The sequence below is a fragment of the Actinacidiphila sp. bgisy144 genome (genome assembly GCF_057708105.1).
This window is the reverse complement of record NZ_JBYIRM010000007.1, coordinates 250,855-276,863: the sequence shown is the minus strand read 5'-3', so window position 1 is coordinate 276,863 and position 26,009 is coordinate 250,855. Positions and strand designations below refer to the sequence as shown.

Here is a 26,009-nt window from a genome sequence, read left to right as displayed (position 1 = left end):
GCGGTCGTCCTGGTGCGACGAAGGTCCTGGCCTCCTCACGCCATGGCAGAACCTCGGTCAGGTCCTTCGGATTCGTCGACGAAGGCCAACTCGCCAGGAAGGGCAGGCGGCACGAGGCCACTCCCACGCATTCGGTCGCGGAAGGCGCGTAGGTCCGCGCAGTCCTCGAAGGCGTTCTCCTCGTAGCCAGCCGCCCGTTCCAGGAGGGCGGCCCGGCGAGCGCGATCCAGGGTGGTGCTTGCCGCACGTCTCCGTTGCTTCGCCAGCGTGGTCGAGGCCGTTGCGGCAGCCACCAGCTCGCCGTGGGTGCGGAAGGTGTCGAGGAGGTTCTGGGCGGTGCCCTCGGGAGCCGGTTGGCTGGTGGGTGCCTCGCCGGTGAACCAGGCGAGCGCGTCCCAGGTGGAGACCTGCCGTCCAGGCAGGACCTCCACGGCGGCGGACGTACCGAGGGGGAACAACAGGGTGACGGGAGGGACAGCGAGGACATCGGCGAGCACGAGGAAGTCGGCGATGGCGAGGCTCGACTTCCTGCCGGTCTCAAGGTTCTTCAGGGAGTGCTCGGTGATCTCCGCCAGCCCCCGCTCGGCGCAGCCCCGCGCGACGTCTCCCATGGTGAGGCCGGCCGCCTTGCGGGCTTCGCGCAGTCCATGTGCGATCCGAGCGGTGAGCGCCGCAGGCCATTGAGTTGGTGTCATGGCAACACTTTATTGTCCGATAATGCGCATCCGCAACTCCGTGATACACATATTCCCGCACTGGGACGCCTTCAGACGCAAGGAGTGCACCATGATGACACCAGAAGCCTCCCGCCAGGTGCGGGGACTGAAGAGCGATGAACTGCTTGCCCTTCCGGCGGTCATAGACCTGGAGACAGCGAACCGGGCGCTGCTGATCGGCCGCTCGACGGGTTACGGACTTGCGAAGCAGGGCGCGTACCCGGTCAAGGTGCTGCGCTTCGGCAACGCCTACAGGGTCGTGACCTCCGACCTCCTGAAGCTGCTTGGTTTGGCGCACCGACCGCTCGTGGAAGTGGATTCTGCTCGGTGAGCGCCTACCGGTTGTTTCGTGCGGTTCGGGCAAGTTCGGTATGTGCCTGGTCGAGCGCATGGAGGAGTCCGGTCAACTGGGCCGGGGGGATGGCACGGCGGTCGAGGGCGGAAGACTCGGCCTTGACCTTCGGCCAGTTGCTGCGCCGCCGAGTGGCAGCGGGGCGCCTCGCGACCGAGAGGCGGCTGAAGCCGTCAGTCGTCAGCGTTGAACCCGCGCTTGCGCTCCAGCACCACGACCGGGCAGTTCAGCGCCTCGGCGATCTTGATCAGATTGGCAGGTGTGGTGTTGCGCCGGCCTGACTCGATGTCTCCCATGAGCTGCTCGGAGATGCCGACCCGGGTGGCCAGGGCCCGCTTGGTCAGTCCCTCCCTTTCGCGGGCCCACGTGACGGCCTTTGGTTCCTGGCAGAGCCTTCTGGGCCGAGCCCGGGCTCGTGACGGCATCTCTGCTCCCAAGCTGTTCGATCGCGGAACACACATCGGCGGTTTGGCGTACGGCACTGCATCAGGGGGTGGGCTGGCTGGCGATGGCCAGGCCGAGGACGAGTCCGATGCTCAGGGCAAGGGCGGCGATCAGTGCGATGCCGGTCCAGCCGGCGATGAGGGCGAGCTTCCAGTGGCGGATCACGGCAGCTCGGCCTTGTTCTCGTTGTCGGCGGGGGACGTGGGGAGGTGGGCGGTCCAGTCCTCGCGGGCGGTGGTCAGGGCGGGGAGGACGGTGGTTTCGAAGTAGTCGGCCTGGGTGCGGATCTGGGTGGCGAAGCGGGCGAGGTCGGTAGGGGCGAGGCCCTCGAAGTCCCACTCCTCGACGATGGTGAGACTGGCGGTGGGGACCCGCTGGTGGGGGTTCTCGGCGTAGGGGTGGCAGGCGATCTGGGAGGCGAACATCAGGTTGGTGGACTCGCGGTAGCGGGTGCCGTTGATCTCGATGTCGAGGGTGGCGGGCGGCAGGACCGGGTCGACGGGCAGCATGGCGTAGTGAGCGTGTTCGCGTAGGTGGCCCACGGCCTGGTCCAGCGTGATGCCGGTCCGGCTGGGGTTGTCCATGGACCAGTCGGGCTGGTGGCCGGTGAGGGTGATGCCCTCGGTGGTGCTGATCGTCCAGGTGCGCGGTGCGTGCTGCGGCGGTTGCGGCGTCATGGTCGATTCGCGTTCGGGGGGTGGCGTGGTGGGTTTGGGGAGCAGGGTCGTGGGGCTCATGGGCGACAGCTCCTTGGAGCGGGGTGTTGGTTGGTCAGCGAGTGGTGGTGCGGAGGGTGCGGAGGTGTTCGATGGTCTGGGCGGGGGTGAGGGCGAGGTCGCGGAGGTGGTCGTACTGGCGGTGGAGTTCGTCGATGTCGTCGGGGTCGTCGGTGATGTGGTCGATGAGGGTTCCGTGCGTGTAGGCGAGAGGGCCGCGGGCACGGAAGGACAGCAGCTGCACCGGACCGCGCAGGTCATGGGGGCCGGCGTGCAGCGGGAGGAGTTGGAGGGTGACGTTGGGGTCGTGGGCGGTGGTGATCAGGTGGTCGAGTTGGCCGTCCCAGGTCGCCTGGCTGTGGGCGCCGCGGCGGAGGACGAGCTCGTCGAGGACGGCGCGGTAGCGGACCGGATGAGGTGTGCTCTCGGTGAGACGAGCCTGCCGTTCGCGGAGCGCGTCGAGCTGCGCAGCCAGGACCTCCGGTGATTGCGGGCTGGTGGTGGCGAGTTGCTCTTCGGCATAGGCGGGGGTCTGGAGGAGAGCGGGGATGGTGGTGAGGGCGTATTCCTGGATGCTGGTGGCGGCGGCTTCCAGGGCGGTGATGCTTGCGTCTGCCCGGCGTTTGGCTTCGCGTTTGGCCAGGCGCCACAGTCCGGCGAGGAGGTTTCCGGTGTCGTAGAAGCGGTCGAGGGCTTCGGCGACGGCGAGGGTGCCGATACGGCCGCCGGTCTCCAGGCGGTGGAGGTAGGACTGTTCGTAGTGGCACTGGTCAGCCAAGCCCTGGAGGGACAGGCCGGACTTCTCGCGGAGGAACGCCAAGTGGAGGGCGTACAGGACCCGTGCGCTCACCTCGTCGGCAGCGAACGAAGCGCTCACGCAGGCGAGTTGAGGGGCACCGGTGTTCTCGGAGTCCGCAGCCGGCGTGGTGTCGTCTCTGCTCACGGGCGGGCCCCCGTGCCGGAAGTGTGGTGGGCGGTCCACTCGGCTCGGATGTCGTTGAGCTGGGGGATGACGACGTCGTCGAGTCGGTCGGCCACCGCGCGTAGCCCTGCGATCAGCTCGGCCAGGCCCGTCGGGTCGAGGTCGGTGATCCAGTACCCGTCGGCGACGCACACCGTGGCCACCGGGATGGCCAACTCGGGGGTCGGGGCGTAGGGCGCGCAGGTGATGCTGCTGCCCAGGATCTCCACCTCCTCCGGCGCGTCCGTCACGTTGCCGGGCGAGTACGCGCGCAGGACCTGCCCCGGGAACTCGGTGGAGTGGCAGACGTCGGCCAGCCGCGCCGCCAACTCCTCCGGGAGCACGCCCTGTTCGCTGGGGTCCTCGGTGGCCCAGGGCGGCAGGTAGCCGGTGGTCTGCTCGCCGGTGGTCGTGGTGATCGTCCACTGCCGCACCGGGCGGCCGGTGCCGTCCGTCTCGGTGGCGAGTAACGGGGGCGGCGGGGTCGAGGGGACCGCGGGATTCATCGTGCGGGGTTCCTGTTCGTGGTGGGGCGGTGGAATCGGGTGGCGGCGTCGAGCAGGCGTCCGTCGGGCGGCCGGGCACTGTCGGCGAGGAGCGGACCGAAGGCCGCGATGAGAGCGGACGGCAGGACCGGGTCGGCCAGGTCCCAGCTGTGGGCGCCAGGGTGCCCGGCGAACTCGCTGCACGCCTCGTCGCCGTCGGCGGTGGTGACGGGGCAGTCGGGGAGCAGGATGGCCAGGTAGGGGGCCGTGTGGTCGCGCCAGGCGGCCCAGATGGTGCCGGCGTCCGGGCCGCGCAGGTTCAGCACCACGCCGTGGTGGACTGGCCCGCGGTGGGCCTGGAGCGTGCAGGTCAGCAGCTTGCCGGCGTCGTCGGAGCTGTACACCAGGCCGTCCCAGGCCGGGGGCACGCTGTTGGCCAAGCCCAGCGCCGCGGTGACGAGGCGGGGCGGTACGAAGGTGCGCCGGCCGCAGGTGAAGCCGCGAGGGTGACGGCTGGACATCCGGATCGACTCCTTCGTCGGAACGCTGCGTACAGGGGTGGTGTGCGGCCCGCTCCGGCCACGGGCGGGGTGCCATGAGTCCGTCACGCCCCGCGGGGAGTTGGGGGCGTGGATGCCTGCTTGACTCGGCGTGGCCGGAGCGGGGAAGAGCCCGCTCCGGCGGCAGGGGCGCCCGCTGCCGCACGCACGGGGACGGGGGTGCGTTCGGCGGCGTGGGTGACGCCTGCGGGCATACCGCTGGAGCGGAGATCGAGGTGGCTACGGCGGCTTGGGCGCCCGTGTGAGACCGGCATGTGGCGGATACGACGGCACCAAGGCGTGCTGGTGGCGCAGAGCTTTGTGTTCTGCCAGGCTGGCCGACGCCGCGACTGCCCTCACCGGACTCACTGGACTCGTCGGAATGCGAGGCTGGTACGTCGTCCGGTCGGCTCCGAGACGAGCGGCAACCGCCCTCTCGCACTGATCGGAAAGCCCTTGGACATGGACACGCGAGGGTTCCCCAGAACCCGGTAGAGCAAGCGGTTTCCGGCGAAGGCGGTGCGACCGTGCAGCCAACGGTGGTTGTCGATCAGGTAGGCATTCCCGCGGGCGAGGTCGAAGCCCTGGCTGTTTCGCGCGATGGAGTCGACGAGCGCGGGCACGAAGCGCTGGGCGAGAGGGTGCCACCGCACCAGGTCGTCGAGCCGCAGGCGCAGAGCGACCCGATCCGGCTGGTGATGCTGGAAGACGGGACCGAGAACGCCGCTCTGACCGCCGAAGAGCCCGGCTCGCTCATCCGAGAGCGCCTCGACAGCCGTTGGCTCGCGTTCCAGGAGGTCGTCGTAGATGGCTTGCCCGTCGACGAGCATGCACTCGCCCCCGGCCGCTGCCGGCGTGGCACACACCAGCATCATCAAGCGCGGCGGCATTGAGATCCCGGACCCCTCGGTGTGTGCGGCCAAGGCGACGTTGGACAGTCCGGCGAATCCGGATAGTCCGGAGTGGCGGCCGGTGTCTCGGACGACAGTGAGTCCGTCGGGCTCGCTGTCGCGGTGCGGAACGATGTGCAAGAGCGCGGACGCAGCATCGACGACCGCTTCGCGGGACTGCAACCCGTTCATGGTCACGAGACCGGTGCCTCGAAGCTGCGCCGTGATCTCCGTCGGCGCGTCAGCGCCTCGTATGTCGACGTAGTGCGCGGCGAACAGGCTAGGTAGAAGAGCTTCGTTGGCCATTTCCGAACTCCTTTGCCGTGACAGCTCGATGAGTTCACTGTCGGCACGTGTTCCGGATGCGGTAAAGCGACAGATTGTCGACGCCGGCTCACCGGTTGGCGCGGTTCTTTTGAGTGAGCCGCGTGCTACGGTCCGAAGCTCCGCGGCTACGGGAGGAGAATGGTGTCGTCGTACAAGCCGCCGGTGTGGCCGGTGTCGGTGAAGGCAGTGGTCCTCGACGACCACGGACGTGTCCTGCTGCTGCACAACGAGCGTGACGAGTGGGAACTGCCTGGCGGACGGTTGGAGATCGTCGACCAGAAGACCGGGGAGGCGGCCGATCCGACGCCCGAGGCGGCGGTCGCACGCGAGGTCGTGGAGGAGACCGGCTGGCAGGTCGAGGTGGGGCCGTTGATCGAGGGCGGCGTGTGGATCTACGAGCCGCTGCCGGGGCGTCGGGTGCTGATCGTCACGTACGGCGCGGTGGCGCTTGATACGAAGGTTGCACCTGTCGCCAGCCACGAACACAAGCAAGTCGGACTGTTCACGAGGGATGAGGTGGACGGCCTCGACATGCCCGCGGGCTACAAGGCGTCCATCCGGGCCTGGTACGACCGGCGGTAAGCCGTGACAGCCCACGACTCCGGACTTCGTCCGGCGGCTCGCCAGTGGCACTGGGCCACCACGGCCGCGCAAGTCATCCTCGAAAAAAGAGATTTGGGAGCGATCCTTCGCTTCTACCGAGCTGCGAACAACCTCAACCAGACTCAGCTCGGCGCGCTGCTCGGGTACGACAAGACGTATGTCAGCTTGTTGGAGACCGGTCGGCGCCACCTGACCGATATCGGCTCGATCGAGCGAGTGTGTCAGCGGTTGGGACTGCCACCCCACGTGCTGGGCATCACCACTTCCGCGGACACCGATCACCGGCTTGTACTTCAGCTCGGCGAGTCGACCGTGCGGCTGGCGGAGATCGCGCGCCAGTCCGGGCAGGCCACCGCTGCGGTGGCCGAACTGTGGCCGTTCGTGGCCCGACTGGAAGCCCGCGTTGCCGACGGACACGCGGAGCGCGCGCTTCTGCACCTGCTGGCGCGGGCCCGAGTCGGTCTCGGAGTCGCACTGGGCAACGTGCTTCCGGAAGAACGGCTGAGCACCGCGGCGCACTGGACAGCGAAATCGCTGGAGATCACCCGGTTCATCGACGACCCGCGCACAGCGTCCTTCGCACTGCGCATGCACGGAAACGAGCTGCGCAAGACGGGACTTCACGGCGCAGCGGTTGAACGCCTGCTGCAAGCGGCGGCGTTGGCGCCGGATGCGGACACACGAGCTGCCGTTCTCCCACTGCTTGCTCGCGCCGCGGGAGCTCTGGGCAACACTGCCCTGTTCGACCGCGTGATGAAGGAGGCCGACTTCACGCTGGGACAGGTGGCCCCTACCAGCCTCTTCAACCCGTACTCCCTGCACGAGGTACGGCTCCGGGGTCTGGTGGCGACCGGCCGAAGCGCGGATGCGATACGGCTCGCGGACGACGTTCCGAGGCCGGCGACCGCTGTGGCGCCGCAGTGGAAGGTGATCGAGATGATCACGACGGCCCATGTCCGCTTGACCGCGGCGGATATCCGAGGCGCCTCGACGACACTGGCCGCGGCAGTCAATGAGGCCATAGTTCAGCGACTGCCGCACCAGCTCCAGCGCGTTGCGAGGATGGCCGAGCGGCGGCTGCCGGACATTCACGCCACGACTCAACAGGCGCTCGACCAGATGAAGCGCGAGATGGCCGCGTAGCGCCGCGGGCGAACGGGATGCATTCCGTCCCGGACAGATCACGATGTCGCACCTGCCTTGGGGGCGAGCGTGCACCACACCGAGTCGCCCGACTCGCCCACGCCCCAACTGTCCGAAAGCGAGGAGACGATCAGCAGCCCACGGCCGGACTCGTCTTCGGCGCTGGTCGGCAGTACCTGGGGAAGGCAGCGGGCCTTCTGACGGACCTCAAGGTGGATGGTGCCGGCGGCGCCATGGGCGAGGCAGACGCTGGTGCAGCCGCCACCGTGGCGCAGCGCATTCGTGACCAGCTCACTGATCACCAGGGCGAGGTCTTCAGCAACGGCCTGAAGGCCCCACTGGTCGAGTGCGGCGCACGCGAGGCGGCGCATCAAACCGACCTGTCGCGCTCCGAGCTCGCCGGCGGCGGTCACGTTGCGAGGCGCGGTCCAGCCGAGCGTCACCGTGAGCACATCAGACGTGCTCGCAGGACTGCTCGCTGCGTCGCGAAGAGCGGCGCGGCAAGTGCCTTTGCGCTGGGCGGTTCTGGACATGGCGGTGCCCTTCGCGGTGCGGACAGGGGAAGCCGGGGCGGAAGCGTTGAGCGGCTGAGCCGTTCGTCGGAAGCTCCGGCCCAAACAGCGTGATGCATGCGAGAGTTGTTGTGCAACTTGCCGTGCAATTCAGATGCGGATTGGTATATGCAGTTGCGCGAGCTCGTGAAATCCGGAAAGAGCTCGGGGAATACCACCCGCCGCCCGGGTACGGTGAGACCGGACTCGGTGGCGACCGGACCGGACTCGGGTGCGTTGGCACCCGACTCGAAGGAGGACGACACAACGTGGCAGCGCCGAAGGGACCCACGAGTCGCCGAGTGCATCTCGGCAAGGTGCTGGAGAAGATGAGGGAGGACCGCGGCCTCAGCACGGCCGAGGTCGCCTCTGCGCTCGGGTTCTCGAAGGAGAAGCTGTGGCGCGTCGAGAGTGGTCGGACCAGCCTGCCGAACCCGAAGGATCTGACGTCCCTGCTGGAGTACTACCAGCAGGACGACGAGACGATCGACAGCCTGCTGACGATCCATCGCGAGTCGCTGCAAGCGGGTTGGTGGGTGCCCTACAACCCCCATTTCCAGAAGGGGATGCGCGACTACGTCGGCATGGAGACCGACGCGGTCAGCATCAACGCGTGGCAGCCCAACCTCGTTTTCGGGCTGCTCCAGACGGAGGAGTACGCCCGCGCCCTGCTTGAGAGCGCTAAGGCGGCGGACGAGATCACGACGGAGTTCATCGACTCCAACGTCGACCTACGCATGTTCCGGAAGAGGATCATTACCGAGACAGAGCCCAGGCCCCTGTGGGTCATCATGGCTGAGGACGCGTTGCGGGCCACCATCGGTGGGCCGGAGGTGATGTGGCGCCAGTACGAGGAGATCGCGCGGCTCAGCCGCCTTGACCACGTCACCGTTCAGGTTTTGCCCGCGACATCTGCTGGGTACCGCGCGAGCCAGAACTTCATCATCCTTGACTTGGACGAGCCGTTGGGCCGCATGGTCCAGGCCGACCATGTCAACGGCCAAGCCTGGGTGACCGACAAGAAGCCCGACGTGGGACGGTTCTCCCGAAGGTTCGAAGCATTGCGGGCATCGGCGCTCGCACCCCACGAGACGCCGCAGTTCCTGGAAGCACTACAGCGAAGGACAGGACCATCAACACTCCAGTGAAGTCCACTGACATAGCTCCCGAGACCGCCTGGTACAAGTCCTCCTACAGTGGTGCGGAGGGCAACGCGTGTGTGGAGATCGCTGCTCTTGCGCAAGCCGTCGGAGTCCGCGACTCCAAGGACAAGCAGGGGCCGGCGCTGCTCGTGACGCCGGATGCCTGGTCGTCGTTCATCGACCTGGTCCGGTCCGGCGCCGCCGACTTCGACATCGCGTAGAAACAACACAGGCGGGCCGCGGGACTCCTGCGGCCCGCCGACAGTACGCAAGGCTGCCCGGTGCGGCCTTGATGCAGGCTGGTGTGTCGGTGCGGAATGGGCTGTCCAAGGCTTGAATCTCTCTACGGTGGTCGGTGACAGCACGTCGGCGTGTGGCGCGGGGGGGGATGAAGGCCGAGGCGGTCGCGCTCGAGTCCCGCCGCGACACCGGGCAATGGAGTCGCACCGGTTGGCTGGTCAGTGCCTGCCCGGTCCGGCTGGGACACTGACTCTGACGTGCTCGTTGTGCCGCGTGTAAGCGTGGAGACGCGTACGAGCCAGGGCCGTGCGGCTTGGCGGTGCTCAGTTCTCGTCGAGCAGGTCGGAGCCGGCGGGGTCGTCGGGGATTCCCTCCAGCCGACGGGCCTGGTCGATCACTGCGGCCACCATCTGCAGACTGCCGACGCTCAGGCCGTTGGCGCGCAGGGCGACTCTGCGGACGTCCGCGTCCCGCATCGCCGTGACCACGTCGATCTCGGCCAGCGTCCGTGCCGCCACCTCTTCCTCGAAGAAGTAGCTGGGAGGCACGCCGAAGAAGGCGGCCAGCGCGCGGATCGTGGCCATCTTCGGGTTCTCGTTCTTCCCGGTCCGAAGCTGTTGGATGGCGCTCGCGGTGAGGGAGAACCCCGTCGACTCCCGTACGCCCTCGGCGACCTCCGCGTACGTGTACGGGCCGCGCCCCGCGGGATGCACCTCCCGGAACAGGCGGTCGAGCAGGTCCGCCACGCTGCGGGGCTGCTGCTGCTCGGTCATCGTTGCTCCTCCGGTGGCGGCCCCGAAAGCCATCCACTCTGCTTGCGCTCGCGCCGCATTCTGTCTCCGCTGGCGACATCGTACTTGACGAGCAGACGCAAATGCGATGTACGGTTCTCTCGACATCCGACCAATCCAGTGTTGCATGCCTGGTGGGATGGTGTGTGGAGACGCTGGACGTGTGGCGAAGGCTCGCCCTATGGTTCTGGTCCCCGCGCAAGCGGATCAAGGACCGGCGGCACGCCGGACGGGAGGGGGAGATGCGTACGGGAGAACCGTGACCGGGGTGCAAACGCGACCGGCGCCCGGGAGCTACCAACTCCCAGACGCCGGGCCGGCATCCCGAAGGACACCGATTCACATCGCGCGAGCAGCAGCGCAATCTCTTCGCACGAGAACCGCTGCCCGCGCTCCTACGAACAACGGAGTATCGCATGCACACCGCCGACGGCGGAAGTTCGGCCTGCCCGGATGTAGCCCGGCAGCAGCGTCTCGCAGCCCAGCTCATCGACATGATTCCCGGCGCGGCCACCCTGCGCGTCAGCCTCAGTGATCCGACGCAGACCTGGCCCCACCCGCATGCCGTCGCCAAGGACGCGGACGGGGCACGGGTCGAGCTGAGCCGGACGGCTGCGAAGAGCGCGGCGCGCTGGGTCCTGCGGGTCTGGCCGGAAGCCGACTGGACCCGCCCCCACACCCTGGACCTCGCCACCGCCACCCTCACCCGTAGCGACCTGGTCGCCGCAGGCCGGGGTCGCTGACGTGCCGCGCATCCGATCGATCAAGCCCGAGACCTGGACGTCCGAGACGCTTGCCGAGGTCAGCATCCCCGCCATGATGACCTTCCTGGCGATGACCAACATGGCCGACGACTGGGGGCGGCACCGCGACAACGCGGCCATCATCTTCGGCATCATCTGGCCGCTGCGCGCCGAGCACGGCGCGGTCCAGGTCGAGGACGACCTCACCCAGCTCGAGAAGGCCGGGGCGATCTGCCGGTACACCGGCTGCGACGGGCGGCGCTACTTCCACTACCCGACCTGGTTCAAGCACCAGAAGATCGACACCCCGTCCCAGTCCCGCCTCCCGGCATGCCCGAAGTGCGAACCGCAGCGGTGCGGGGTCTGCAAGGGACCCTGCACCGAGCGCCCCGAGGACTCCCCGAAGGCTCCCGGAGACCTCCCGGAAGGCTCCCCGAATCTTCCGGGAACCCCCCAACCGCCCACGCAGCCCACGCCGACCCCTCCCGCACCCGCCCAGGACGCCCCCACGCCCGCACAGGAACCCGCCGGCACCGCCGACAGCACCCGCCACGAGACCGCTGATGAAACCGCAGGTCAGAAGGGATTCGCCGAACGCTCCCGGAAGGCTCCCGGAAAGGTCGGGGAACCCTCGGGGTCTGGATCTAGGATCTTGGATCCTGGATCTTTCTTCCCTACGGGGCGCGATGCGCCCGACGCGGGCAGCGTCTCGGCGAAGGAACTGGTCGGCGAGTACGTCGCCTCGTGCGACCAGCGCCCGCCCGGCGACGTGATCGGCCACCTCGGCGGCATCGCCAAGAAGCTCCTCGCCGAGGGCATCGCGGTGGAGCACGTACGAGCCGGGCTGCGGCGCTTCGGCGAAATCCAGGGCCACCCCTCCCGGCTGCCGAGCCTGGTCAACGACGCGATGAACGCCCCCGGCGGGACGGGGGCCGGTTTGGCCCGTCCGGGATTCCGGCCTAACGTGCCCGCTCACAGCGCGTGGACCAACCCGGTCGATGCCGCCACCGCCTACTCCGAGGAGCTGTGATGGGCACCCGAACCCGCGAACCGCAGACCCTCGCCGGTGCCGGAACCCTGGACCGGATGGCCAGGATCCTGGCAGCCCGGAACATCGACCCCGCACTCGCCGTCGCCGACGCTGCGGCGGACGAGCCGGAGCCGTACTCGCCGCTGGACGCCCTGCGCGCGGGGATGCTGCCGCGCTACCGGGACGCGGTGGCCGACCACCCGCAGGTCCTGGCCTGGTGCCGGGAGGTTGCCGCGCAGGCGGTCGCGCCGGGCATCGGGGCGCGGCGGCAGGTGGCCACGGGTCCGTCGCTGCTGATGGCCGGGGTGGTCGGCGCGGGCAAGACCCACCAGGCGTATGGCGCGGTCCGGGCTCTGGTCGGGGCGGGGGTGGGGGTGCGGTGGCGGGCGACGACGGCGGCCGACCTGTACGCCGAACTGCGCCCGAGGGCGGGGGTGGACAGCGAGCGGGAGCTGGCGGCCGTGGCCCGGGTGCCGCTGCTGATCCTGGACGACCTCGGCGCGGCGAAGGCCAGCGAGTGGACCGAGGAGATCACGTACCGGCTGGTCAACCGCCGGTACAACCACATGCTGCCGACGCTGATCACCACCAACCTCCGCATCGGCGACCTGCGCGCGCACGTCGGCGACCGCGTCGCCAGCAGGCTCACCCAGATGACCACCCGGGTCGAGTTCGACCTGGTCGACCGCAGACGCGCCCGCGCCTCCTGACCCCGCATCAGGCGGCTGCCGCCGGGCCCGCCCCCAGCGCGCTGCCCACAACCTTCCCGACCAGGCACCTCCGCCGACGCCCACCGTGCGCGGAGAGCGATCGGAGCACACCGCGCATGCCCAGCACGACGACGACCCCTGCCCACCACCGCTCGCTGGGGGACCAGACCTGGCAGGACCAGGCGGTCTGCCAGCCCACCGAGTACCACTCGGTCGACCCCGAACTCTTCTTCCCCGACCCCGAGGAGATGGACAAGATCCGCGCCGCCAAGGCACTGTGCAACCAGTGCCCCGTCCGCCAGACCTGCCTGGACGCCGCCCTGGAGAACGCCGACACCCACGGCATCCGGGGCGGCCTCACCGAACACGAGCGCGCACCGATGCACACCCGGCTCCCGCACCGGCTGGACTACTCCCGCGTGAACGCCGCCGTCGCCGGACGCGACATCCACCTCACCGCCGCCGAACGGCAGGCCGTCATCCACGCCGCCTACCGCCACGGCCTGCCCGCCCACCGCCTCGCCTGGATCCTGAAGATCGACGAGGAAACCGCGCAGAAGCGCTACCGCGAGACTCGCCACGCCCTTCGCCACCGCGACCTCGACGCCGCCACGCCCACCAGCCCACCACCCGAGCACGGCAGCCAGACCCCGGACCAGGGCGACTTCGGGACGGCCGCGTGAACCCCGCCAGCGCGCCGACGACGGCGCTCGTCACCGGCTGGGACCGCCTCGCCGTGATCGTCCTCGGCGGCGCCGGGTGCGCCCTGTCCGCCAGCGCCCTCATGCAGATGGCCATCGCCATCCACATCCGCCCCAACCTCTGCTGGCTCTTCCCCCTGGTCGTCGACGGCTTCATCGCCTACGGCATCCGCGCCCTGCTGGTCCTGCGCACCGCCCCGCTGCGCGCCCGCCTGTACGTCTGGACGCTGGTCGGCACCGCGACCGGGGTCAGCGTGTGGGCCAACGCCCTGCACGCCGTCCGCCTCAACGACCAGGCGCCTTCTGCCGGCGGGTTGCAGCTCGGCGACACCGTGGTCGCTTACCTGTCCACCGTCGCACCGCTGGCCCTGGCCGGAGCGGTCCACCTGTACATCCTCATCGCCCGAGGCCCGGGCAACCGCAGCGAACGCATCGGCCGGGCTGACCGAGCCGGTCACGATCAGGCCGGTCAGCGGTCACCGCACCCCGCTCAGGTCAGTGCCGGTCAGCCGGTCAGCGCGCCGACCGACCCGTCCCGGGTGACCGCCAACCCGCCCACCGCGACCGCCCGGTCACTGACCCGAGCGGGTGACCGAGCGGACGACGGCCGCCCGGTCACCGGTCACCAGGACACCGGCGTTCGGGGGAAGCAGGGCACTGACCTGGGCGGTCAGCCGGACAGCGGCCCGGCGGTCAGTGGCCGACCGGACGCCACCGCGCCGGTCACCGCCCGCCCGGTCAGCCACCCGCCGGTCACTGACTGGCCGGTCACTCGTGCGCCGGTCAGTGACCGCGAGCCCCGCAGAGCCGGTGACCGGCGGCCTGACCCGGACACCGAGGAACTGCTGGAGATCGCCCGGTCAGCGGTCAAAGCGCAGGACAAGCTCACCCGGCAAGTCGTCGCGCAGGCCATCCGGGGCCAGCGGATACCGCTGTCCAGCAACACCCTGACCGCACTGATGGCCCAGCTCCGCGAACAGCGCGACGAGCCGGTCACCACCTCCCGCGACTGACCGGCCATCCGAGGTCGGGTGGCCAGGCCGGACAACCCGGCCGGTCACCCGCCCCCGGAGCGCCACCTTCCGACTCCCTCCGACCGACTGGAGAGCACCATCATGCGCACCAACCCCGCCACCCCGGCCGAGGTGGACACCTGGCTGGCCGTCCTGGTCAGCCAAGGCCACCTCCACTGCGCCGAAGCAGGCCCGGACACCACCTGGATCGTGCAGAAGGGCCGTCACAGTCGCCCGTGGACGCTGCACCACCCGGTCCTGGCGATGGACTTCATCGAGGACATCCTGCGCGAGGTCCACCAGCAGGAAGCGGAGCCGGGCCGGTGACCGCCAACGACACGTCGCCCACCACCCCGCAACAGGAGCGTGAGGTCACCACGGCCCTCGGGGCAGCAAGTTGTGGGGTAAGGAGTCCTTACCCCGCTCCCGCCCCCGAGGGGGCGGGAGCTTCCCGTTCGGCAGCAGGCCCGGGGGTGCCTGCTGCCGAACGGGAAGACGGCCCAGGGGTGCCGTCGGGGGAGGAACAACCGCCGCCGCCAGCGCCGCCGAGCGCTGCCGTCCGCGTAGCACCACGCCGCCGACTGCGCCAGAGCAGCCTTCGCCCGCACCGCATCTGCCCCCGATTCAGCGATGACGAGTGGATTGCCGTGCAACAGGCGGCCAGCGCCGCGGACCTCGCCCCCGGCGGCTACGCCGCAGCCGCCACCCTCGCCGCCGCATCCAGCCTCAACCCCACCGCAGCGGTCGCGGACTACCGGCGCGGGGTGCAGGAGCTGATGGAGTCCAACCGGCAACTCGCCGCCGTCGGCAACAACTTGAACCAGGTCGCCCACTTCCTCAACGCCGGTGGGCAGCCCGCCACCGATCTGCGACGGCTCCTGCACCGCATCGACACCGCACTGGCCGGACTCGACGACGCCGTCGCGTGGCTGGTCCGCCGGTGATCCCCAAGATCCGGTACGGCACCCGCAGCACGTACGGGCTGGTCCGCTACCTGTTCGGCGCTGGCAAACGTGACGAGCACACCGATCAGCACCTGGTCGCGTCCTGGAACGACTACGCCCCCGACCCGGGTCGCAACCCGCAGCACACCATCGCCCAGCTCGCCGGCCAGCTCGACCAGCCCGTCAAAGCGCTCGGGGACCGGGCGCCGGAGAAGACGTTCTGGCACTGCTCGGTGCGCGCCGACCCCGGCGACCGGCACCTCGACGATAACGACTGGGCGGACATCGCCCGCCGCATCGTGCGCGCCGTCGGCATCGCCCCCGAAGGCGACACCGCCGCGTGCCGCTGGGTCGCGGTCCGCCACGCGCAGGACCACATCCACATCGCAGCCACCCTCGTACGGCAGGACGGCCGCCGAGCCGACCTGAAGTTCGACAAGCGCAAGGCCCAGGCCGAAGCCCGGCAGATAGAAAAGGACTACGGCCTGCGCCAGCTCAACCCTGGCGACGGCACCGCCGCCAAAGCCCCCACCAGCCAAGAACGCTTCAAAGCCGAACGCACCGGCCGTGCCGAGACCCCGCGCGAGACGCTCCGCGAAGCCGTCCGCCAAGCCCTGGCCGGAGCCGCCGACGAATCCGAATTCTTCACCCGCCTGAAGGACAAGGGCCTACGGGTCAAACCCACCCTGGGCTCATCGGGCGACGTCCTCGGCTACGCCGTGGCCCTGCCCGGCGACCGCAACGCCAAGGGCGAACCCATCTGGTTCGCAGGCTCCACCCTGGCCGCCGACCTCTCCCTGCCCCGCATCCGACTCCGCCTGACCGGCGCTGCCCCCGACCAGGACGCCCCGCCGCGAACCGGCGCTGCGCGGACCAACCGGTCGGCGCCCGCCCGGGGACGCCGAGCCGCGTCCGGAGCCGCCGAGCGCGCCGCCCTCCTTCTGGACAGCGACGACGACGGCGAGGCCGCAGCCCAGCTCGTCGGGATCGGCGAACTCCTCGACGCCGTCGCCCAGACCTCCCCGGCCGCCAGCCGCGCCGAGCTGGCCGCCGCCGCCCGCTCCTTCGAACGCGCCACCCGCAGCCACATCCGCGCCGAACAAGCCGACACCCGCGCGATGCGCTCCGCCGCCCGCGGCATCATCCAAGCCGGCGGCGCACTGGGCCGGGGCGAGGACGGCGGCGCCACCGCGATGCTCCTGTCCACCCTGGCCCTGGCCGCCATCGCCGCCGCCCGCTGGCACTCCGCCCGCGGACACGCCCAGCAAGCAGCAGCCTCCCGCCAGACCGCCCAGCACCTGCGCGCCGCCTACCAACAGGCCGCCGCTTCACCCATGCAGGCCCTGCATGCCCACGGCCGAGCCCTGCCCGAAGGCCAGCGCCGCGGCTATGAGATCACCATCCGCGCGGCACTGCCCCACGATCTCCCCCGCACCGATAGCGAGGCCCAGCACGACGCGCTGGCCGCCACCCTTGCCCAGGCAGAACAGGCCGGCCACGACCCCGAGGCCCTACTCCAACAGGCCGTCGACATGCGTGAACTCGACTCCGCCGAGAACGTGAACGACGTCCTGGTCTGGCGCCTGCGCCGTCTCGCCGACCTCCCCGCCCACCCTGGCCCCATCTCCCCACTCCCGAAGGCCGGCACCGGTCGCACTGCGCCTCCGGCTCGCCGACCTGGTGTCCACCGTGCGCCGCCCTCGGAGCCCCGCCCGGATACTCCGGACCCCCGCAACCGTCCGCCACGCCGCTGACACTCCGGTCCGAAAGGCCCGCATCCGGCCCTGCCGGACCGGCTGAAACCCCCTGGACAACCGGCCCCCACCTGCTGTTACGGATGAACAGACAGGCCCAGAAACGGAGATGACGCTCGCGCTCAGAACGAACAACCACCCCTCAGACGCACGCACTGCTCCTGCCGCCACCCCGGCCGGCGGTGACCCGCTGCTTCAACTGCAGTACGAGCCTGAGCCTCACAGCGGCCCTCGCGCCATCCACTACATCCGCCACCCCCAGGAACTGACCCTGCGTGGCATCCCCGTGATGTGCGCATTCTGCCGGGACCGCCGGGACTGGCTGGTGATGAACGAGGGCCGCAACGTCTTCATCCAGTGCCGCTGCAACAACCGGTGTCACGAACCGGAGATCACCCGCGCTGACTTCCTGGCCCTGACCCGCCTCCCGGACACCACCACCTACGCCAGCATGAAGGAGAGCGTGGCCGCCATGGGTTGGGAGCTTCGTGGGCTGTGAACGCTCCGCGAATCTGCCCTGGGCCTGGCGGGTGTGGGGCGACCCACCGCACGTTGTTGCTACCCCTCGCAAGGGCGATGAGGACCGGCGTTCGACGCGTTCGGGAAGGCCGCGCTGAAGAAGTTGCTACCCCTTGCAGGGGCGATGAGGACGGCCGAGCAGTACGCGCAGGTGCAGGCCGAGTACCGGTTGTTACCCCTCGCAGGGGTGATGAGGACGTCCGTCCCCGAGCGCACGTTCCTCGCGTTCGCGCTGTTGCTACCCTTCGCAGGGGCGATGAGGACCTTGAGCTGGAGCTCATCCCCACCCGCCCCGCCCCGTAGTTGCTACCCCTCGCAGGGGCGATGAGGACACGCAGCACCGAGAACCACCCGCCCGGCAGCCGAGCTGTTGCTACCCCTCGCAGGGGCGATGAGGACCCGTTGCGAATCAGCAGTCTGACCCGCTCGGCTACGCGTTGTTACCCCTCGCAGGGGCGATGAGGACCGCGGTGATCTCCGTAGTGCCGATCGGCAAGGTCGGGTTGCTACCCCTCGCAGGGGCGATGAGGACCCGCGTCCCGCACCAGCCGGTAGCCGGTGGACGTGGGCGTTGCTACCCCTCGCAGGGGCGATGAGGACCGTGCTCGGCCAGCGGGCGAGCAGTACCCGGGGCGTGTTGCTACCCCTCGCAGGGGCGATGAGGACGCCTGATGGTGCCGGTGGCGTCGGTCGTGTACGGGTGTTGCTACCCCTCGCAGGGGCGATGAGGACCGCCGAAGCTGCCCGCCTCATCGCGGAGGGCTACAGGTTGCTACCCCTCGCAGGGGCGATGAGGACTCCAGGGCGGTGCCGTGCTCCCCGCGAAAGCGGGGGTGTTGCTACCCCTCGCAGGGGCGATGAGGACTCTCGGCGAACCGGCGCGGCCGCCGTTGGACGCCGCGTTGCTACCCCTCGCAGGGGCGATGAGGACTCGCGGCGGTGTCGTGGACGGTGTGGTTTTTGGTGGGTCGTTGCTACCCCTCGCAGGGGCGATGAGGACTCCCCACGGTAAAGCTGCAGGTCGGGTGGTGGTGAGGGTGCCGTTGTGGGTGGGGTTTTGCAGCGGACCTCCGGTTGTGCGGGTGGACCCGGTGTGGCGCTGAAATCGTATGGGCGGGTCATGCGGGCTTGCTGTCAGATGACTTCTCCGGGTTGGTAGGTCTGGTGGTGGTCGTGGTGGATGGAGCGTAGTCCGAGTTGAGGGTCGTATTCGGCGTCGATGGTGTGGATGCGGAGGCGTTTGTTGTAGCGGGTTGAGTGGGTGGCCCAGTGGGGGAGGGGGATGAGGTATTGGTCGGCGTGGAGGCGGCCCTCTTTGCGGTTGTTGGCGGTGGTGAGGGCGGTTTCGTAGTGGGGGACGTCGGTGAGGCGGATTGCCTCTGTTCCTTCGAATTGGGTGTCGAACTCTTCGGCGAGGCGGGAGCGGTCGGCGAAGGGAGCGTTGAAGGTGAGGAAGGCGTTGGTGAATCGGGTGCGGTGGTCTTCGACTTCGGTGCGCCAGCGGGTGCCCCAGGGGCTTTGGTAGATCTCGTTGAGCCAGTGGGTGACGGTTTGCTCGTCGATGGGTTGGCCGTTGTGTCGGGTGAGGATGTTCCAGGCGAGTTGGGTGGGTTCGGCGTCGTAGACGCCGTCGGCCCAGAGTTTGTCGCCGGTGCCTCGGCGGGTGGTGTAGGCGGCTTGGTGGACGATGACGGGGGCGGGGGCTTTGGTGGCGAGGCGGTTGACGCGGCCGAAGCGTTGGAAGAGGGCTTCGAGGTTGGCTGCGGAGGTGTGGCAGATGTCGAGGTCGAGGTCGAGGGAGACTTCCAGGGCTTGGGTGCCGACGAGGAGTCCGGGGCGTCGTGGCCGGTCTGCTCCGAAGCGGGCGGTCAGGGCGGCTTCGATGGTGTCGCGGTCCATGCGGCGGTAGCGGGAGTGCAGCAGGAGCGCGGAGCCTTCTCCGTGGAGTGCGGTGCAGTGGGGTTGGAGTTCTTCGAAGAGGGCGATGGCGTCGCGGATGTTGTTGGCGACGGCGAGGACGGAGTGCCCGGCGGTGAGTTCGCTGCGGATCTCGTCCACGGTGGCGTCGTCGGTGAGGTGGGCTTCGCGGAGGTGGAGGCGGTGGCGTACGGGGGCGGGGGCGTCGGGCGGCGGTTCGATGAGGGTGGTGTGGTCGTCGAGGGTGTCGTGGACGAGGTCGGCGAGGACTTGGGGGAGGGTGGCGGACATGACGGCGATGCGTCCGCCGGTGTCGTGCCAGAACCGCATCGTGGCGAGGATCATGCCGAGGCGCTGGGTGTCGTAGGCGTGGAGTTCGTCGAGGACGAAGACGGAGTTGGCGCTGTCGGTGAGGATTCCTGCGTGGGTGGGGCCGGCGAGGAATCCGCGGAGAAGTTGGTAGGGGGTGCCGATGCGGAGGAGTTCGCGGAAGTTCTTGGTTGCTTGGGCGCGTGAGTGGGCTTTGGCGGCGGCGTCGGTGGGCTGGGACAGGTCGAGGCCGGGCTCGTCCTGGTCGTTGGTGGGGCAGCCGTCTTCGAGTGAGCGGGCCAGGTGGTAGGAGGCGGCTTTTGAGTGGGCGACGCCGATGCGGCCGCGGGCGTCGAGTTCGGTTTGGACCCGTCCGGTCATGGCGTTGATGCTGGCGAGGTACGGCAGCAGGTAGAACACGCGGGGGTTGCCGCGGCCGTAAGCGGCCAGTTCCGTCGTCTGGCGGACCGCCCAGAGGAGGACGGCCTCGGTCTTGCCGCTTCCGGTCCATGAGCGCAGCAGCATGTGGCCGCTGGTGCGGGCGGCGTCCTGCTGTTGGGGGCGGAGCTGGTGGCCGGTTGCCGCGAGCCGGTTGGCCAGTGCGTGGGGGTATGCGGGGGTGAGCGGGTGGGCGGTGTCGAGTGGTGAGTCCGCCGAGGAGAGGTGGTCGGCCATGGTGACGGCGCCGAGCAGCAGGGTGGTGGCGCGTCCGTGGGGCCCGTCGTCGAGAAGGGCGTCCTCCCATTGGTCCATCACGCGGGTGAAGGCGGTGAAGGCGGAGTCGGTGATGTCGGGCATCCGCAGGGTGGGGAGGTCTGCGCGGACGGGGAGGTGGTGTTGCCGGGCGGTGGTGTGCAGCCAGCGCAGGAGGTCGGCGAGGTGGTGCTCGTCGGCGGGGGTGTAGCGGGTGAGGAAGTCGGCGGCGGTGTCGGCGTCGTGCTGGGCCAGCAGGGATCTGGTGCTGCCGGTGAAGGGGCGGTGGTGGCCGGCGACGACCGCTGCGATCCAGGTGCGGGTCGGCGCGGGCAGGTGGTGGAGGAGGTGCTCGACGAATCCGAGGGAGAGTACTTCGTGGCGCTGTCCCCAGTTCTGGGGCTTGTCGGGGGTGTTGCCGACCATGCGCTGGAAGCCGTAGGGGATCTTCCCGGTGTCGTGGAGCAGGGCTGCCAGAGCCGCGCAGGTCCAGAAGTCCTCGGGGGTGTCGGGGATGGTGCCGATCCGGGCGCGGATCTGGTGCAGGGCGCTGAGGGTGTGGAGCAGGTGGCTGGTGAGGAGTTCGCCGGGTTGCCCGGGCTGGGCGGGGCTCTTGGCGCGCAGCGGCTGCTGCACCGTACTCTCCTTGTCGGTCAGTCAGGCAGCGAGGAACCGGTCGGGGTGGGTGGCCGGTAGCAGGGCGACGGCCTGGCCCTCGGCGGTCCTGGTTCCGGTGTCGATCTGTGCGGTCGAACCGTCGGGGGCGTAGCGGTAGCCGCCCCAGTGGGTGCGGTCGCGGGTGTGTGCGATGGCGGTGGTCAGGCGCATCCGGGTGCCGGTGGCGCCGGGCAGGTCGTCGGGGACGATCGCGTGGCCCTGGACGCCGGGACCGGGTTGCAGGTCCACCGGGCGGACCCGCACGGACACGAGGTCCTGGCTGCGTCCGAGTCGCAGCGGCCACACGGGTGCTCGCAGCGCGCGCCGCCACAGGTCGAGGTCCGTGTCGAGCCAGATGGTGAGCGTGGTGTGTGCGAGGAAGTCGCGGTCCTTGATGGTGGTGTTGGTTTCGGTGCCGGGGCCGGCGATCGGGTGGTAGGTCTCCAGGTCGGCGCCGTGGCCGGCGGCGTGGAAGGCCATGGCGAATCGGGTGGCCGGTGGCACGCGGTCCCATCCTCCGGCCGCTGCGGCGAGCAGGCCGCCGACGGTGGAGGGCGGCGGGCAGGGCAAGCCGACCTGCAGGCCGTCGTAGAGGGGGTTGCGGAAGCTGACGATCGGGGCGGAGACGGTTACCTGGAGTGCTGGGGGCATGGTTTTCCTCGCGCACGTGTGGTCGGTCGGGCGTCCCCTTGCCAGGGGCGATCATGACGCGGGTGCGGAACGTCAGGTGAGCGGGGCGTCGTCGAACCACGCGTCGTGGTCGCCGTCCTCGATCTCGGTGGCGAGGGTGTTGAGGACGGTCCGCGGGTGCCCGATGACGACCTTCTTCTCGTCGACGAGCGCCTTGAGGTCGGTGGTGGCGCGGTCGCGCTGGTCACCGAGGAACCCCGGAGCCCACCCGATACGGACCGGGCCGTCCAGCACGTCGGCCCACGCCTCGATCTCCTCGGTGAGGATGTCGGTGTCGAAGTGGGTGGCGTGCTGCCGGTTGCGGATCACCCGCGTGAAGGGGTTGGTGCCGCCCTTGACCGGCGCGAGGATGATCAGTCCCGGGGTGCGGTCGCCGTAGTGCGCCGACTGCTTCGCGCCGCCCTTGACCACGGCCATGGCGCGCAGGAGGACTGCCACTCGGCGGCGCCGTTCGGCCAGGGGCAGGCGTACGCACTCCACGCCGCGCATCGTGACCCTGACGCTGCCGGACTCGAGCAGCGAGGCCGCGGTCGTAGCGGGCAGGGCGGACTTGCTGGTCTTGCCGCCGAGTTCGAAGGTGCCGACCCGGGGCAGGTCGAGCAGCAGGTCCCCGGCGAGGTCGGCGGTGTACATCTGGTGCTCGTGGATGACCGGGTGGGCTCCCGGTTCGAAGTCGCGGCTCATGGTGCCGAAGTCCATCTGCGGCGTGTTGGGCACCACCGCGACCAGCGTGCCGGTCGCGAGCACGGTGTCACGCATGAACGTCTTCGACTCGCCCCTCTTCGCGCCCTCCTCGTCGGCCTTGACCGCGATCATGTAGCCGAACAGGTCGTCGTCGAGATACAGGTCCGGTCGGCCCTTGGTGTACGCTTGCTGCTTCTTGCCCTCGCCGCTGCGGATCACCGGGGACGTCGGCTCATCCTCGGGCAGGCTCTCGCGCAGCCACCGGCGGGCGGCCTGCGCGGACACGTACGGGTAGACGTCCTTGCCTGACGTGAACTGCTTGACCATGCCGCGGTTGTCCTCGCCGCGGCCGTTGTTCGGCGCGCCGGCCTTGATGCCCAGGATGGTCTGCCCCACCAGAAACGTCATCGTTCTTCCTCAGTTCTCGTCGTTGTCGGAGTCGGAGTCGGAGTCAGCGGAGTCGGACAGCTCGTCCTGCAACTCGCGCATCTCCTCGGTGGACCCCTTCGGCTGCCATCCGTTGTTCGCGAGCGCCTCCAGCACCGCGAACGTCAGCAGCCTGCGCCAGGACCAGGAGCGCTCGTCCTCGAAGAGCAGCCGGTAGTCCCGCACCGGCAGGAGCACCGGCTCGGTCCCTTCCGGGCGGGGGAGCAGCTGCCATTCCACGGCTCGGGACCGGAACCAGCCGTACAGGTTCCCGCCGCGGCTGTTCGCGCGGATGAAGTCACGGAAAGGACCGGGGCGGCTGTCCTGCCCCAGGAGCGCGGCGAGCCGGCCCGCCAGCAGCGTGATGCGTTCGACGTCTTTCTCGTCCATGGTCAGTACCTCGATGCAGTAGGAGTGCACGATCGCGTGGAGCGACGCCACCTCGGGCGGCACCGCACCCTGTGAGGCGGCCGCCCGCGTCAGCAGATTGGCGACAGCAGCGCTGAGCACGTGCGCGGGCCGCGCGAACGCGCGCTTGGCCAAGTACGCCTCGCCCGGGACCTGCTTGGTCGCCTGAGTCGCAGCCAGCGCCGCGTACCCGCCTCGGCGGTCGGCATCCCGCACCGTCGACCGCAGCCATTCGGCGATCGGCTGGCTCATCTCCTGCGTGACGAGCACCTGCTCCTTGTTGGAGTTCGACAGCACGAGCAACTCCACCGGTGCGGTGATACGGCGGCTCTGTCGGCCGTACTCGCGTACCGCGGTCAGCACCGCCAGCTCACGTGCGTACGGGCTCTTCTTCGCGCCCTTCACAGGCGCAGCGATCGCCGCGCGCTCCAGTGTCTGCTGCACCGCGGAACGCGTCACCCGGGCCAGGAATTCGTCATCCCACGAGTGGATGGCCGCAGCCCGGCCGCCGGACAGCGCCGCCCCGTACGGGAACGCCCACAGGCACGACACGCACGGGAAGCACAGCGCGGTGCCCTGGTGCCCGGGCGCGGTGGTGTTGCGGTAGGCCACGCTCGCGCCGAGCGGGATGTCGACCTTCCCGAACCAGTCGCACGCCTCACGCCCGCAGTACGCACAGGGGACGCCGAGCCGGCGAAGCGCTGCCTGCGGCGTGCGCCAAGCGCTGATCTGCTCCCGCCGCTCCCGGGGACTCTGCCGTCCCCGAGCCGTCGGATTGATCTTGGAGTTGGGCCACAGCAGGTAACTCGCGCTGAGCCAGAACCCGCCCGGATCGGCGGCCTTGGCCAACTCCGACGTCCGGAGCAGATCCCTCGTCATCCGGTCGGTGACGGCCGCGAACGCCGCCGGCGTGATCATCTCCGGAGAGGAGGACTTGGCAAGAGCGGCCAACGCGAACGCCCCGATGCGCTGCAGCGGGCTCGACGTCAGGACGACGGACACGCCATGCCCTTCCGGGTCCGAAGCTCGTTCCGGCGGGCCGCTGTTGCCCTGACCGTCACTGTCAGGCATCGATCCACCCCATGCCCGCGGCGTTCGCCTGCCCGATCCCCCAGTCCGCGATGGCCGACAGCGTCTGCGGCGGCCCTGACACGGTGACTTCGACGCACGCTCCCGGCTTCTTGCCGCCGCCCCCGGCAGCTCCCGCGACCGCGAACGACCGCTTGGGCCCGGTCCAGCCGACACGCTCCAGTGTCACCTCCGCGTCCAGGCCGAGCGTCTCGGCCTTTCGGCGCAGGTTGTTCTGCACGTAGACGTCCCACTCCGGTTCGCCCGGAAGCCGCCACACCGTGCCCTCCGGCCGCTGTCCCTGCGCGTCGCGCTCCAAGGTGGCCTTGGTCACCACGGGAGTCGACGTGCGGAACACCGCGCGACCCGAGTTGAACGACGGGGTCTCCACCGGCACCACGCGGTCCACGATGAACGCCGTAGCACCCCACGCCAGCACCGGCGTCTCCCGCAGGCCGGCGGCCCAGCCCTCGACGACCGCGGCCAGCGGGCTGCCCAACTCGACCACTCCCGGCCCGTCCGCCGCGTACACCCCCCGACGGCGCCGGGCCGCCCGGAACGTCGGCGCACCGTATCCGAACGGTGCCATCCGGTACGGCCCCCACCCTTTCGCGTGCAGAGCCGCACCCAACGCAGGCGCTCCCCGCTTCAGCAGCTCGTACGCGAGCGCACGCCCTGGAGCCAGCACGTCCCGCCACGGCAACTCCCGTGCACCCGTGTGGAACTCCACCCGTAACCGCATCCCCATCCCCTTTGATCGGAACAGCCTTCAAACCGCAGCTCAGGGCGGTGACAGCTCCCGCTGTCAGTGCCCCCTGTCACAGTGAGCCGCGTGGTGGGAGCCGTCGGAGCGGCACCCGAATGGAGCAGAAAGTAGTCTATTGACTACTAAGAAGCAAATCTCATGAGTTCTTCCAGTTAGACACGAAAGATCCTTAATGTCGCTCCAGTCGAACGTATGTGGGGCGAACTCCCGCGGCCTCGGCGGGGTTTCGGCGCTCGCGAGGCGCGCAACGCTCCTGACTGAGCGGGAGCTTCATTGCGGTATGGTCGGTCCACCCCTTCCATGGGGAAGGCCCGGCGAACGGGCGCCCACCAAGGACACGTGACACGCCCGTGACCGGTGGAACTCGGCCCCTATGGGGATCGCGAATCCTGCGCCCGCGGAGGCATCGTCCTGCCATGCGCATCCGCGAACGTGGCGTCAACACCCGAGCCAGGAGACCCCTTTGACCATGATCCGCGAAGCGTCGAAGCGCCCAGCGCCGTGCGTAGCCGTCCTCAGTCGAGGACAAGGCGCCTCGACGCGTCTCCCGTTGCCCCAGCCCGCGGAACGGCCCGACGCATGATCGGCTACGACGACGTCGGCGGCGTCCACATCAAGTACCTCTACCACTGCCAACGCCAACTGTGGCTGTACCTACGGGGCATCCGCCCCGAACACCTCAACGCCGCAGTCCAGCTCGGCGAAGCCGTCCACGACACCTCCTACACCCGCAACACCCCGGTCGACCTGGGCGCCGCCCAACTCGACTTCCTCGACGGCAACCACTGGGTCCACGAGGTGAAGTCCTCCTCGCGCCCCACCCCCGCCGACGAGGCACAAGGACGCCACTACTGCCACCGCCTGCACCGCGTCGGCATCGACGTAAAAGGCGCGGTCCTGCACTACCCCAAGACCCGCCGCACCCGGAAGTTCCCCTACGACGAGCCCGCCGCACGCCAGGCCGACACCGACATCGAAGCGGTCCTGACCATCGCCCGCACCGCCGACTCCCCCGACCGCCTCGCGCGTTCGGCCTGCCGGGGATGCAGCTTCACCGACTACTGCTGGACGGAATGA

Annotated in this window: 30 protein-coding genes and 1 CRISPR repeat array; of the genes, 15 read left to right on the top strand and 15 right to left on the bottom strand. The window is 69.6% G+C overall.

What is annotated here, in order from left to right; genetic code table 11:
• Positions 1–35: 35 nt before the first annotated feature.
• Positions 36–695 carry a helix-turn-helix domain-containing protein gene (locus AC3EVP_RS11525; RefSeq protein ID WP_435128806.1) on the bottom strand — a complete coding sequence of 220 codons (660 nt, stop codon included), beginning with the start codon at positions 693–695 and terminating at the stop codon, positions 36–38.
• Between the two features lie 91 nt (positions 696–786).
• Here AC3EVP_RS11525 and AC3EVP_RS11520 point away from each other — a divergent pair, with 91 nt between their 5' ends.
• Entirely contained in the window at positions 787–1,047 is a 261-nt protein-coding gene (locus AC3EVP_RS11520; RefSeq protein ID WP_335970374.1) for a hypothetical protein, read from the top strand.
• A gap of 194 nt (positions 1,048–1,241) precedes the next feature.
• Here the strand turns inward: AC3EVP_RS11520 and AC3EVP_RS11515 are convergent, their stop codons facing one another.
• The 7 genes from AC3EVP_RS11515 to AC3EVP_RS11485 all read right to left on the bottom strand — a co-directional run bounded on the left by AC3EVP_RS11515 (position 1,242) and on the right by AC3EVP_RS11485 (position 5,409).
• Positions 1,242–1,493: a helix-turn-helix domain-containing protein gene (locus AC3EVP_RS11515; protein WP_435128802.1), complete on the bottom strand. Its 252-nt coding sequence runs from the start codon at positions 1,491–1,493 to the stop codon at positions 1,242–1,244.
• 61 nt (positions 1,494–1,554) lie between these two features.
• Positions 1,555–1,677, bottom strand: a complete 123-nt coding sequence (locus tag AC3EVP_RS11510) for a hypothetical protein (RefSeq protein ID WP_435128799.1) — start codon at positions 1,675–1,677, stop codon at positions 1,555–1,557.
• Complete coding sequence (locus AC3EVP_RS11505) at positions 1,674–2,249, bottom strand: DUF6907 domain-containing protein (protein WP_435128796.1); 576 nt, start codon at positions 2,247–2,249, stop codon at positions 1,674–1,676. The genes AC3EVP_RS11510 and AC3EVP_RS11505 overlap by 4 nt, the downstream gene beginning before the upstream one ends.
• 34 nt (positions 2,250–2,283) lie before the next feature.
• A complete protein-coding gene (locus tag AC3EVP_RS11500) occupies positions 2,284–3,105 on the bottom strand; it encodes a helix-turn-helix domain-containing protein (protein WP_435128793.1) in 822 nt (273 codons plus the stop codon).
• Between the two features lie 62 nt (positions 3,106–3,167).
• A complete protein-coding gene (locus AC3EVP_RS11495; protein WP_435128790.1) occupies positions 3,168–3,695 on the bottom strand; it encodes a DUF6907 domain-containing protein in 528 nt (175 codons plus the stop codon).
• On the bottom strand, positions 3,692–4,195 hold the full coding sequence (locus AC3EVP_RS11490) for a hypothetical protein (protein ID WP_435128787.1): 504 nt from the start codon (positions 4,193–4,195) through the stop codon (positions 3,692–3,694). The genes AC3EVP_RS11495 and AC3EVP_RS11490 overlap by 4 nt, the downstream gene beginning before the upstream one ends.
• 383 nt (positions 4,196–4,578) lie before the next feature.
• Complete coding sequence (locus AC3EVP_RS11485) at positions 4,579–5,409, bottom strand: TauD/TfdA family dioxygenase (RefSeq protein WP_435128784.1); 831 nt, start codon at positions 5,407–5,409, stop codon at positions 4,579–4,581.
• 159 nt (positions 5,410–5,568) lie between these two features.
• On the opposite strand from AC3EVP_RS11485, the gene AC3EVP_RS11480 reads away from it, so the two are divergent.
• A complete protein-coding gene (locus tag AC3EVP_RS11480; protein ID WP_435128781.1) occupies positions 5,569–6,012 on the top strand; it encodes an NUDIX hydrolase in 444 nt (147 codons plus the stop codon).
• A 3-nt stretch (positions 6,013–6,015) separates the two neighbouring features.
• Entirely contained in the window at positions 6,016–7,176 is a 1,161-nt protein-coding gene (locus tag AC3EVP_RS11475; RefSeq protein WP_435128778.1) for a helix-turn-helix domain-containing protein, read from the top strand.
• Positions 7,177–7,214: 38 nt separating this feature from the next.
• Here AC3EVP_RS11475 and AC3EVP_RS11470 read toward each other — a convergent pair whose 3' ends face one another.
• Positions 7,215–7,709, bottom strand: coding sequence for an ATP-binding protein (locus AC3EVP_RS11470; protein ID WP_435128775.1), 495 nt, complete (start codon positions 7,707–7,709; stop codon positions 7,215–7,217).
• Between the two features lie 287 nt (positions 7,710–7,996).
• Here AC3EVP_RS11470 and AC3EVP_RS11465 point away from each other — a divergent pair, with 287 nt between their 5' ends.
• Both AC3EVP_RS11465 and AC3EVP_RS11460 read left to right on the top strand, forming a co-directional pair.
• On the top strand, positions 7,997–8,875 hold the full coding sequence (locus tag AC3EVP_RS11465) for a helix-turn-helix domain-containing protein (protein WP_335970393.1): 879 nt from the start codon (positions 7,997–7,999) through the stop codon (positions 8,873–8,875).
• Positions 8,872–9,090: a DUF397 domain-containing protein gene (locus AC3EVP_RS11460; protein WP_335970394.1), complete on the top strand. Its 219-nt coding sequence runs from the start codon at positions 8,872–8,874 to the stop codon at positions 9,088–9,090. The genes AC3EVP_RS11465 and AC3EVP_RS11460 overlap by 4 nt, the downstream gene beginning before the upstream one ends.
• A gap of 342 nt (positions 9,091–9,432) precedes the next feature.
• Here the strand turns inward: AC3EVP_RS11460 and AC3EVP_RS11455 are convergent, their stop codons facing one another.
• A complete protein-coding gene (locus AC3EVP_RS11455) occupies positions 9,433–9,882 on the bottom strand; it encodes a Secondary metabolite protein (RefSeq protein WP_435128771.1) in 450 nt (149 codons plus the stop codon).
• Between the two features lie 434 nt (positions 9,883–10,316).
• On the opposite strand from AC3EVP_RS11455, the gene AC3EVP_RS11450 reads away from it, so the two are divergent.
• The 9 genes from AC3EVP_RS11450 to AC3EVP_RS11410 all read left to right on the top strand — a co-directional run bounded on the left by AC3EVP_RS11450 (position 10,317) and on the right by AC3EVP_RS11410 (position 17,294).
• Positions 10,317–10,643: a transcriptional regulator gene (locus tag AC3EVP_RS11450; RefSeq protein WP_435128768.1), complete on the top strand. Its 327-nt coding sequence runs from the start codon at positions 10,317–10,319 to the stop codon at positions 10,641–10,643.
• A 1-nt stretch (position 10,644) separates the two neighbouring features.
• Entirely contained in the window at positions 10,645–11,673 is a 1,029-nt protein-coding gene (locus AC3EVP_RS11445; RefSeq protein ID WP_435128765.1) for a hypothetical protein, read from the top strand.
• Positions 11,673–12,383: an ATP-binding protein gene (locus tag AC3EVP_RS11440; protein WP_435128762.1), complete on the top strand. Its 711-nt coding sequence runs from the start codon at positions 11,673–11,675 to the stop codon at positions 12,381–12,383. Before AC3EVP_RS11445 ends, AC3EVP_RS11440 begins: the two co-directional genes overlap by 1 nt.
• 116 nt (positions 12,384–12,499) lie before the next feature.
• The gene (locus AC3EVP_RS11435; RefSeq protein ID WP_435128759.1) at positions 12,500–13,066 is read left to right on the top strand and encodes a WhiB family transcriptional regulator; all 567 of its coding nucleotides are present in this window, start codon (positions 12,500–12,502) and stop codon (positions 13,064–13,066) included.
• Complete coding sequence (locus tag AC3EVP_RS11430; RefSeq protein WP_435128756.1) at positions 13,063–14,097, top strand: DUF2637 domain-containing protein; 1,035 nt, start codon at positions 13,063–13,065, stop codon at positions 14,095–14,097. The genes AC3EVP_RS11435 and AC3EVP_RS11430 overlap by 4 nt, the downstream gene beginning before the upstream one ends.
• A gap of 102 nt (positions 14,098–14,199) precedes the next feature.
• A complete protein-coding gene (locus tag AC3EVP_RS11425) occupies positions 14,200–14,424 on the top strand; it encodes a hypothetical protein (protein ID WP_435128753.1) in 225 nt (74 codons plus the stop codon).
• A 320-nt stretch (positions 14,425–14,744) separates the two neighbouring features.
• Entirely contained in the window at positions 14,745–15,041 is a 297-nt protein-coding gene (mobC, locus tag AC3EVP_RS11420) for a plasmid mobilization relaxosome protein MobC (RefSeq protein WP_435128750.1), read from the top strand.
• Positions 15,038–16,795 carry a relaxase/mobilization nuclease domain-containing protein gene (locus tag AC3EVP_RS11415; RefSeq protein ID WP_435128747.1) on the top strand — a complete coding sequence of 586 codons (1,758 nt, stop codon included), beginning with the start codon at positions 15,038–15,040 and terminating at the stop codon, positions 16,793–16,795. The genes mobC and AC3EVP_RS11415 overlap by 4 nt, the downstream gene beginning before the upstream one ends.
• Positions 16,796–16,904: 109 nt before the next feature.
• Positions 16,905–17,294: a hypothetical protein gene (locus AC3EVP_RS11410; protein ID WP_435128744.1), complete on the top strand. Its 390-nt coding sequence runs from the start codon at positions 16,905–16,907 to the stop codon at positions 17,292–17,294.
• Positions 17,295–17,349: 55 nt separating this feature from the next.
• A CRISPR array of direct repeats spans positions 17,350–18,314; the repeat unit is 30 nt; unit sequence GTTGCTACCCCTCGCAGGGGCGATGAGGAC.
• 134 nt (positions 18,315–18,448) lie between these two features.
• Here the strand turns inward: AC3EVP_RS11410 and cas3 are convergent.
• The 5 genes from cas3 to AC3EVP_RS11385 form a co-directional block, all read right to left on the bottom strand.
• Complete coding sequence (gene cas3, locus AC3EVP_RS11405) at positions 18,449–20,869, bottom strand: CRISPR-associated helicase Cas3' (protein WP_435128741.1); 2,421 nt, start codon at positions 20,867–20,869, stop codon at positions 18,449–18,451.
• Positions 20,870–20,890: 21 nt separating this feature from the next.
• On the bottom strand, positions 20,891–21,541 hold the full coding sequence (cas5, locus tag AC3EVP_RS11400; protein WP_435128738.1) for a CRISPR-associated protein Cas5: 651 nt from the start codon (positions 21,539–21,541) through the stop codon (positions 20,891–20,893).
• A gap of 72 nt (positions 21,542–21,613) precedes the next feature.
• Positions 21,614–22,672 (bottom strand): type I-B CRISPR-associated protein Cas7/Cst2/DevR, encoded by a 1,059-nt coding sequence (cas7i, locus tag AC3EVP_RS11395; RefSeq protein ID WP_435128736.1) that lies wholly within the window; start codon positions 22,670–22,672, stop codon positions 21,614–21,616.
• 9 nt (positions 22,673–22,681) lie between these two features.
• Positions 22,682–24,169: a hypothetical protein gene (locus AC3EVP_RS11390; RefSeq protein WP_435128735.1), complete on the bottom strand. Its 1,488-nt coding sequence runs from the start codon at positions 24,167–24,169 to the stop codon at positions 22,682–22,684.
• The gene (locus AC3EVP_RS11385; protein WP_435128732.1) at positions 24,162–24,755 is read right to left on the bottom strand and encodes a CRISPR-associated endoribonuclease Cas6; all 594 of its coding nucleotides are present in this window, start codon (positions 24,753–24,755) and stop codon (positions 24,162–24,164) included. Before AC3EVP_RS11385 ends, AC3EVP_RS11390 begins: the two co-directional genes overlap by 8 nt.
• Positions 24,756–25,511: 756 nt before the next feature.
• Here AC3EVP_RS11385 and AC3EVP_RS11380 point away from each other — a divergent pair.
• Complete coding sequence (locus AC3EVP_RS11380) at positions 25,512–26,009, top strand: CRISPR-associated protein Cas4 (protein ID WP_435128729.1); 498 nt, start codon at positions 25,512–25,514, stop codon at positions 26,007–26,009.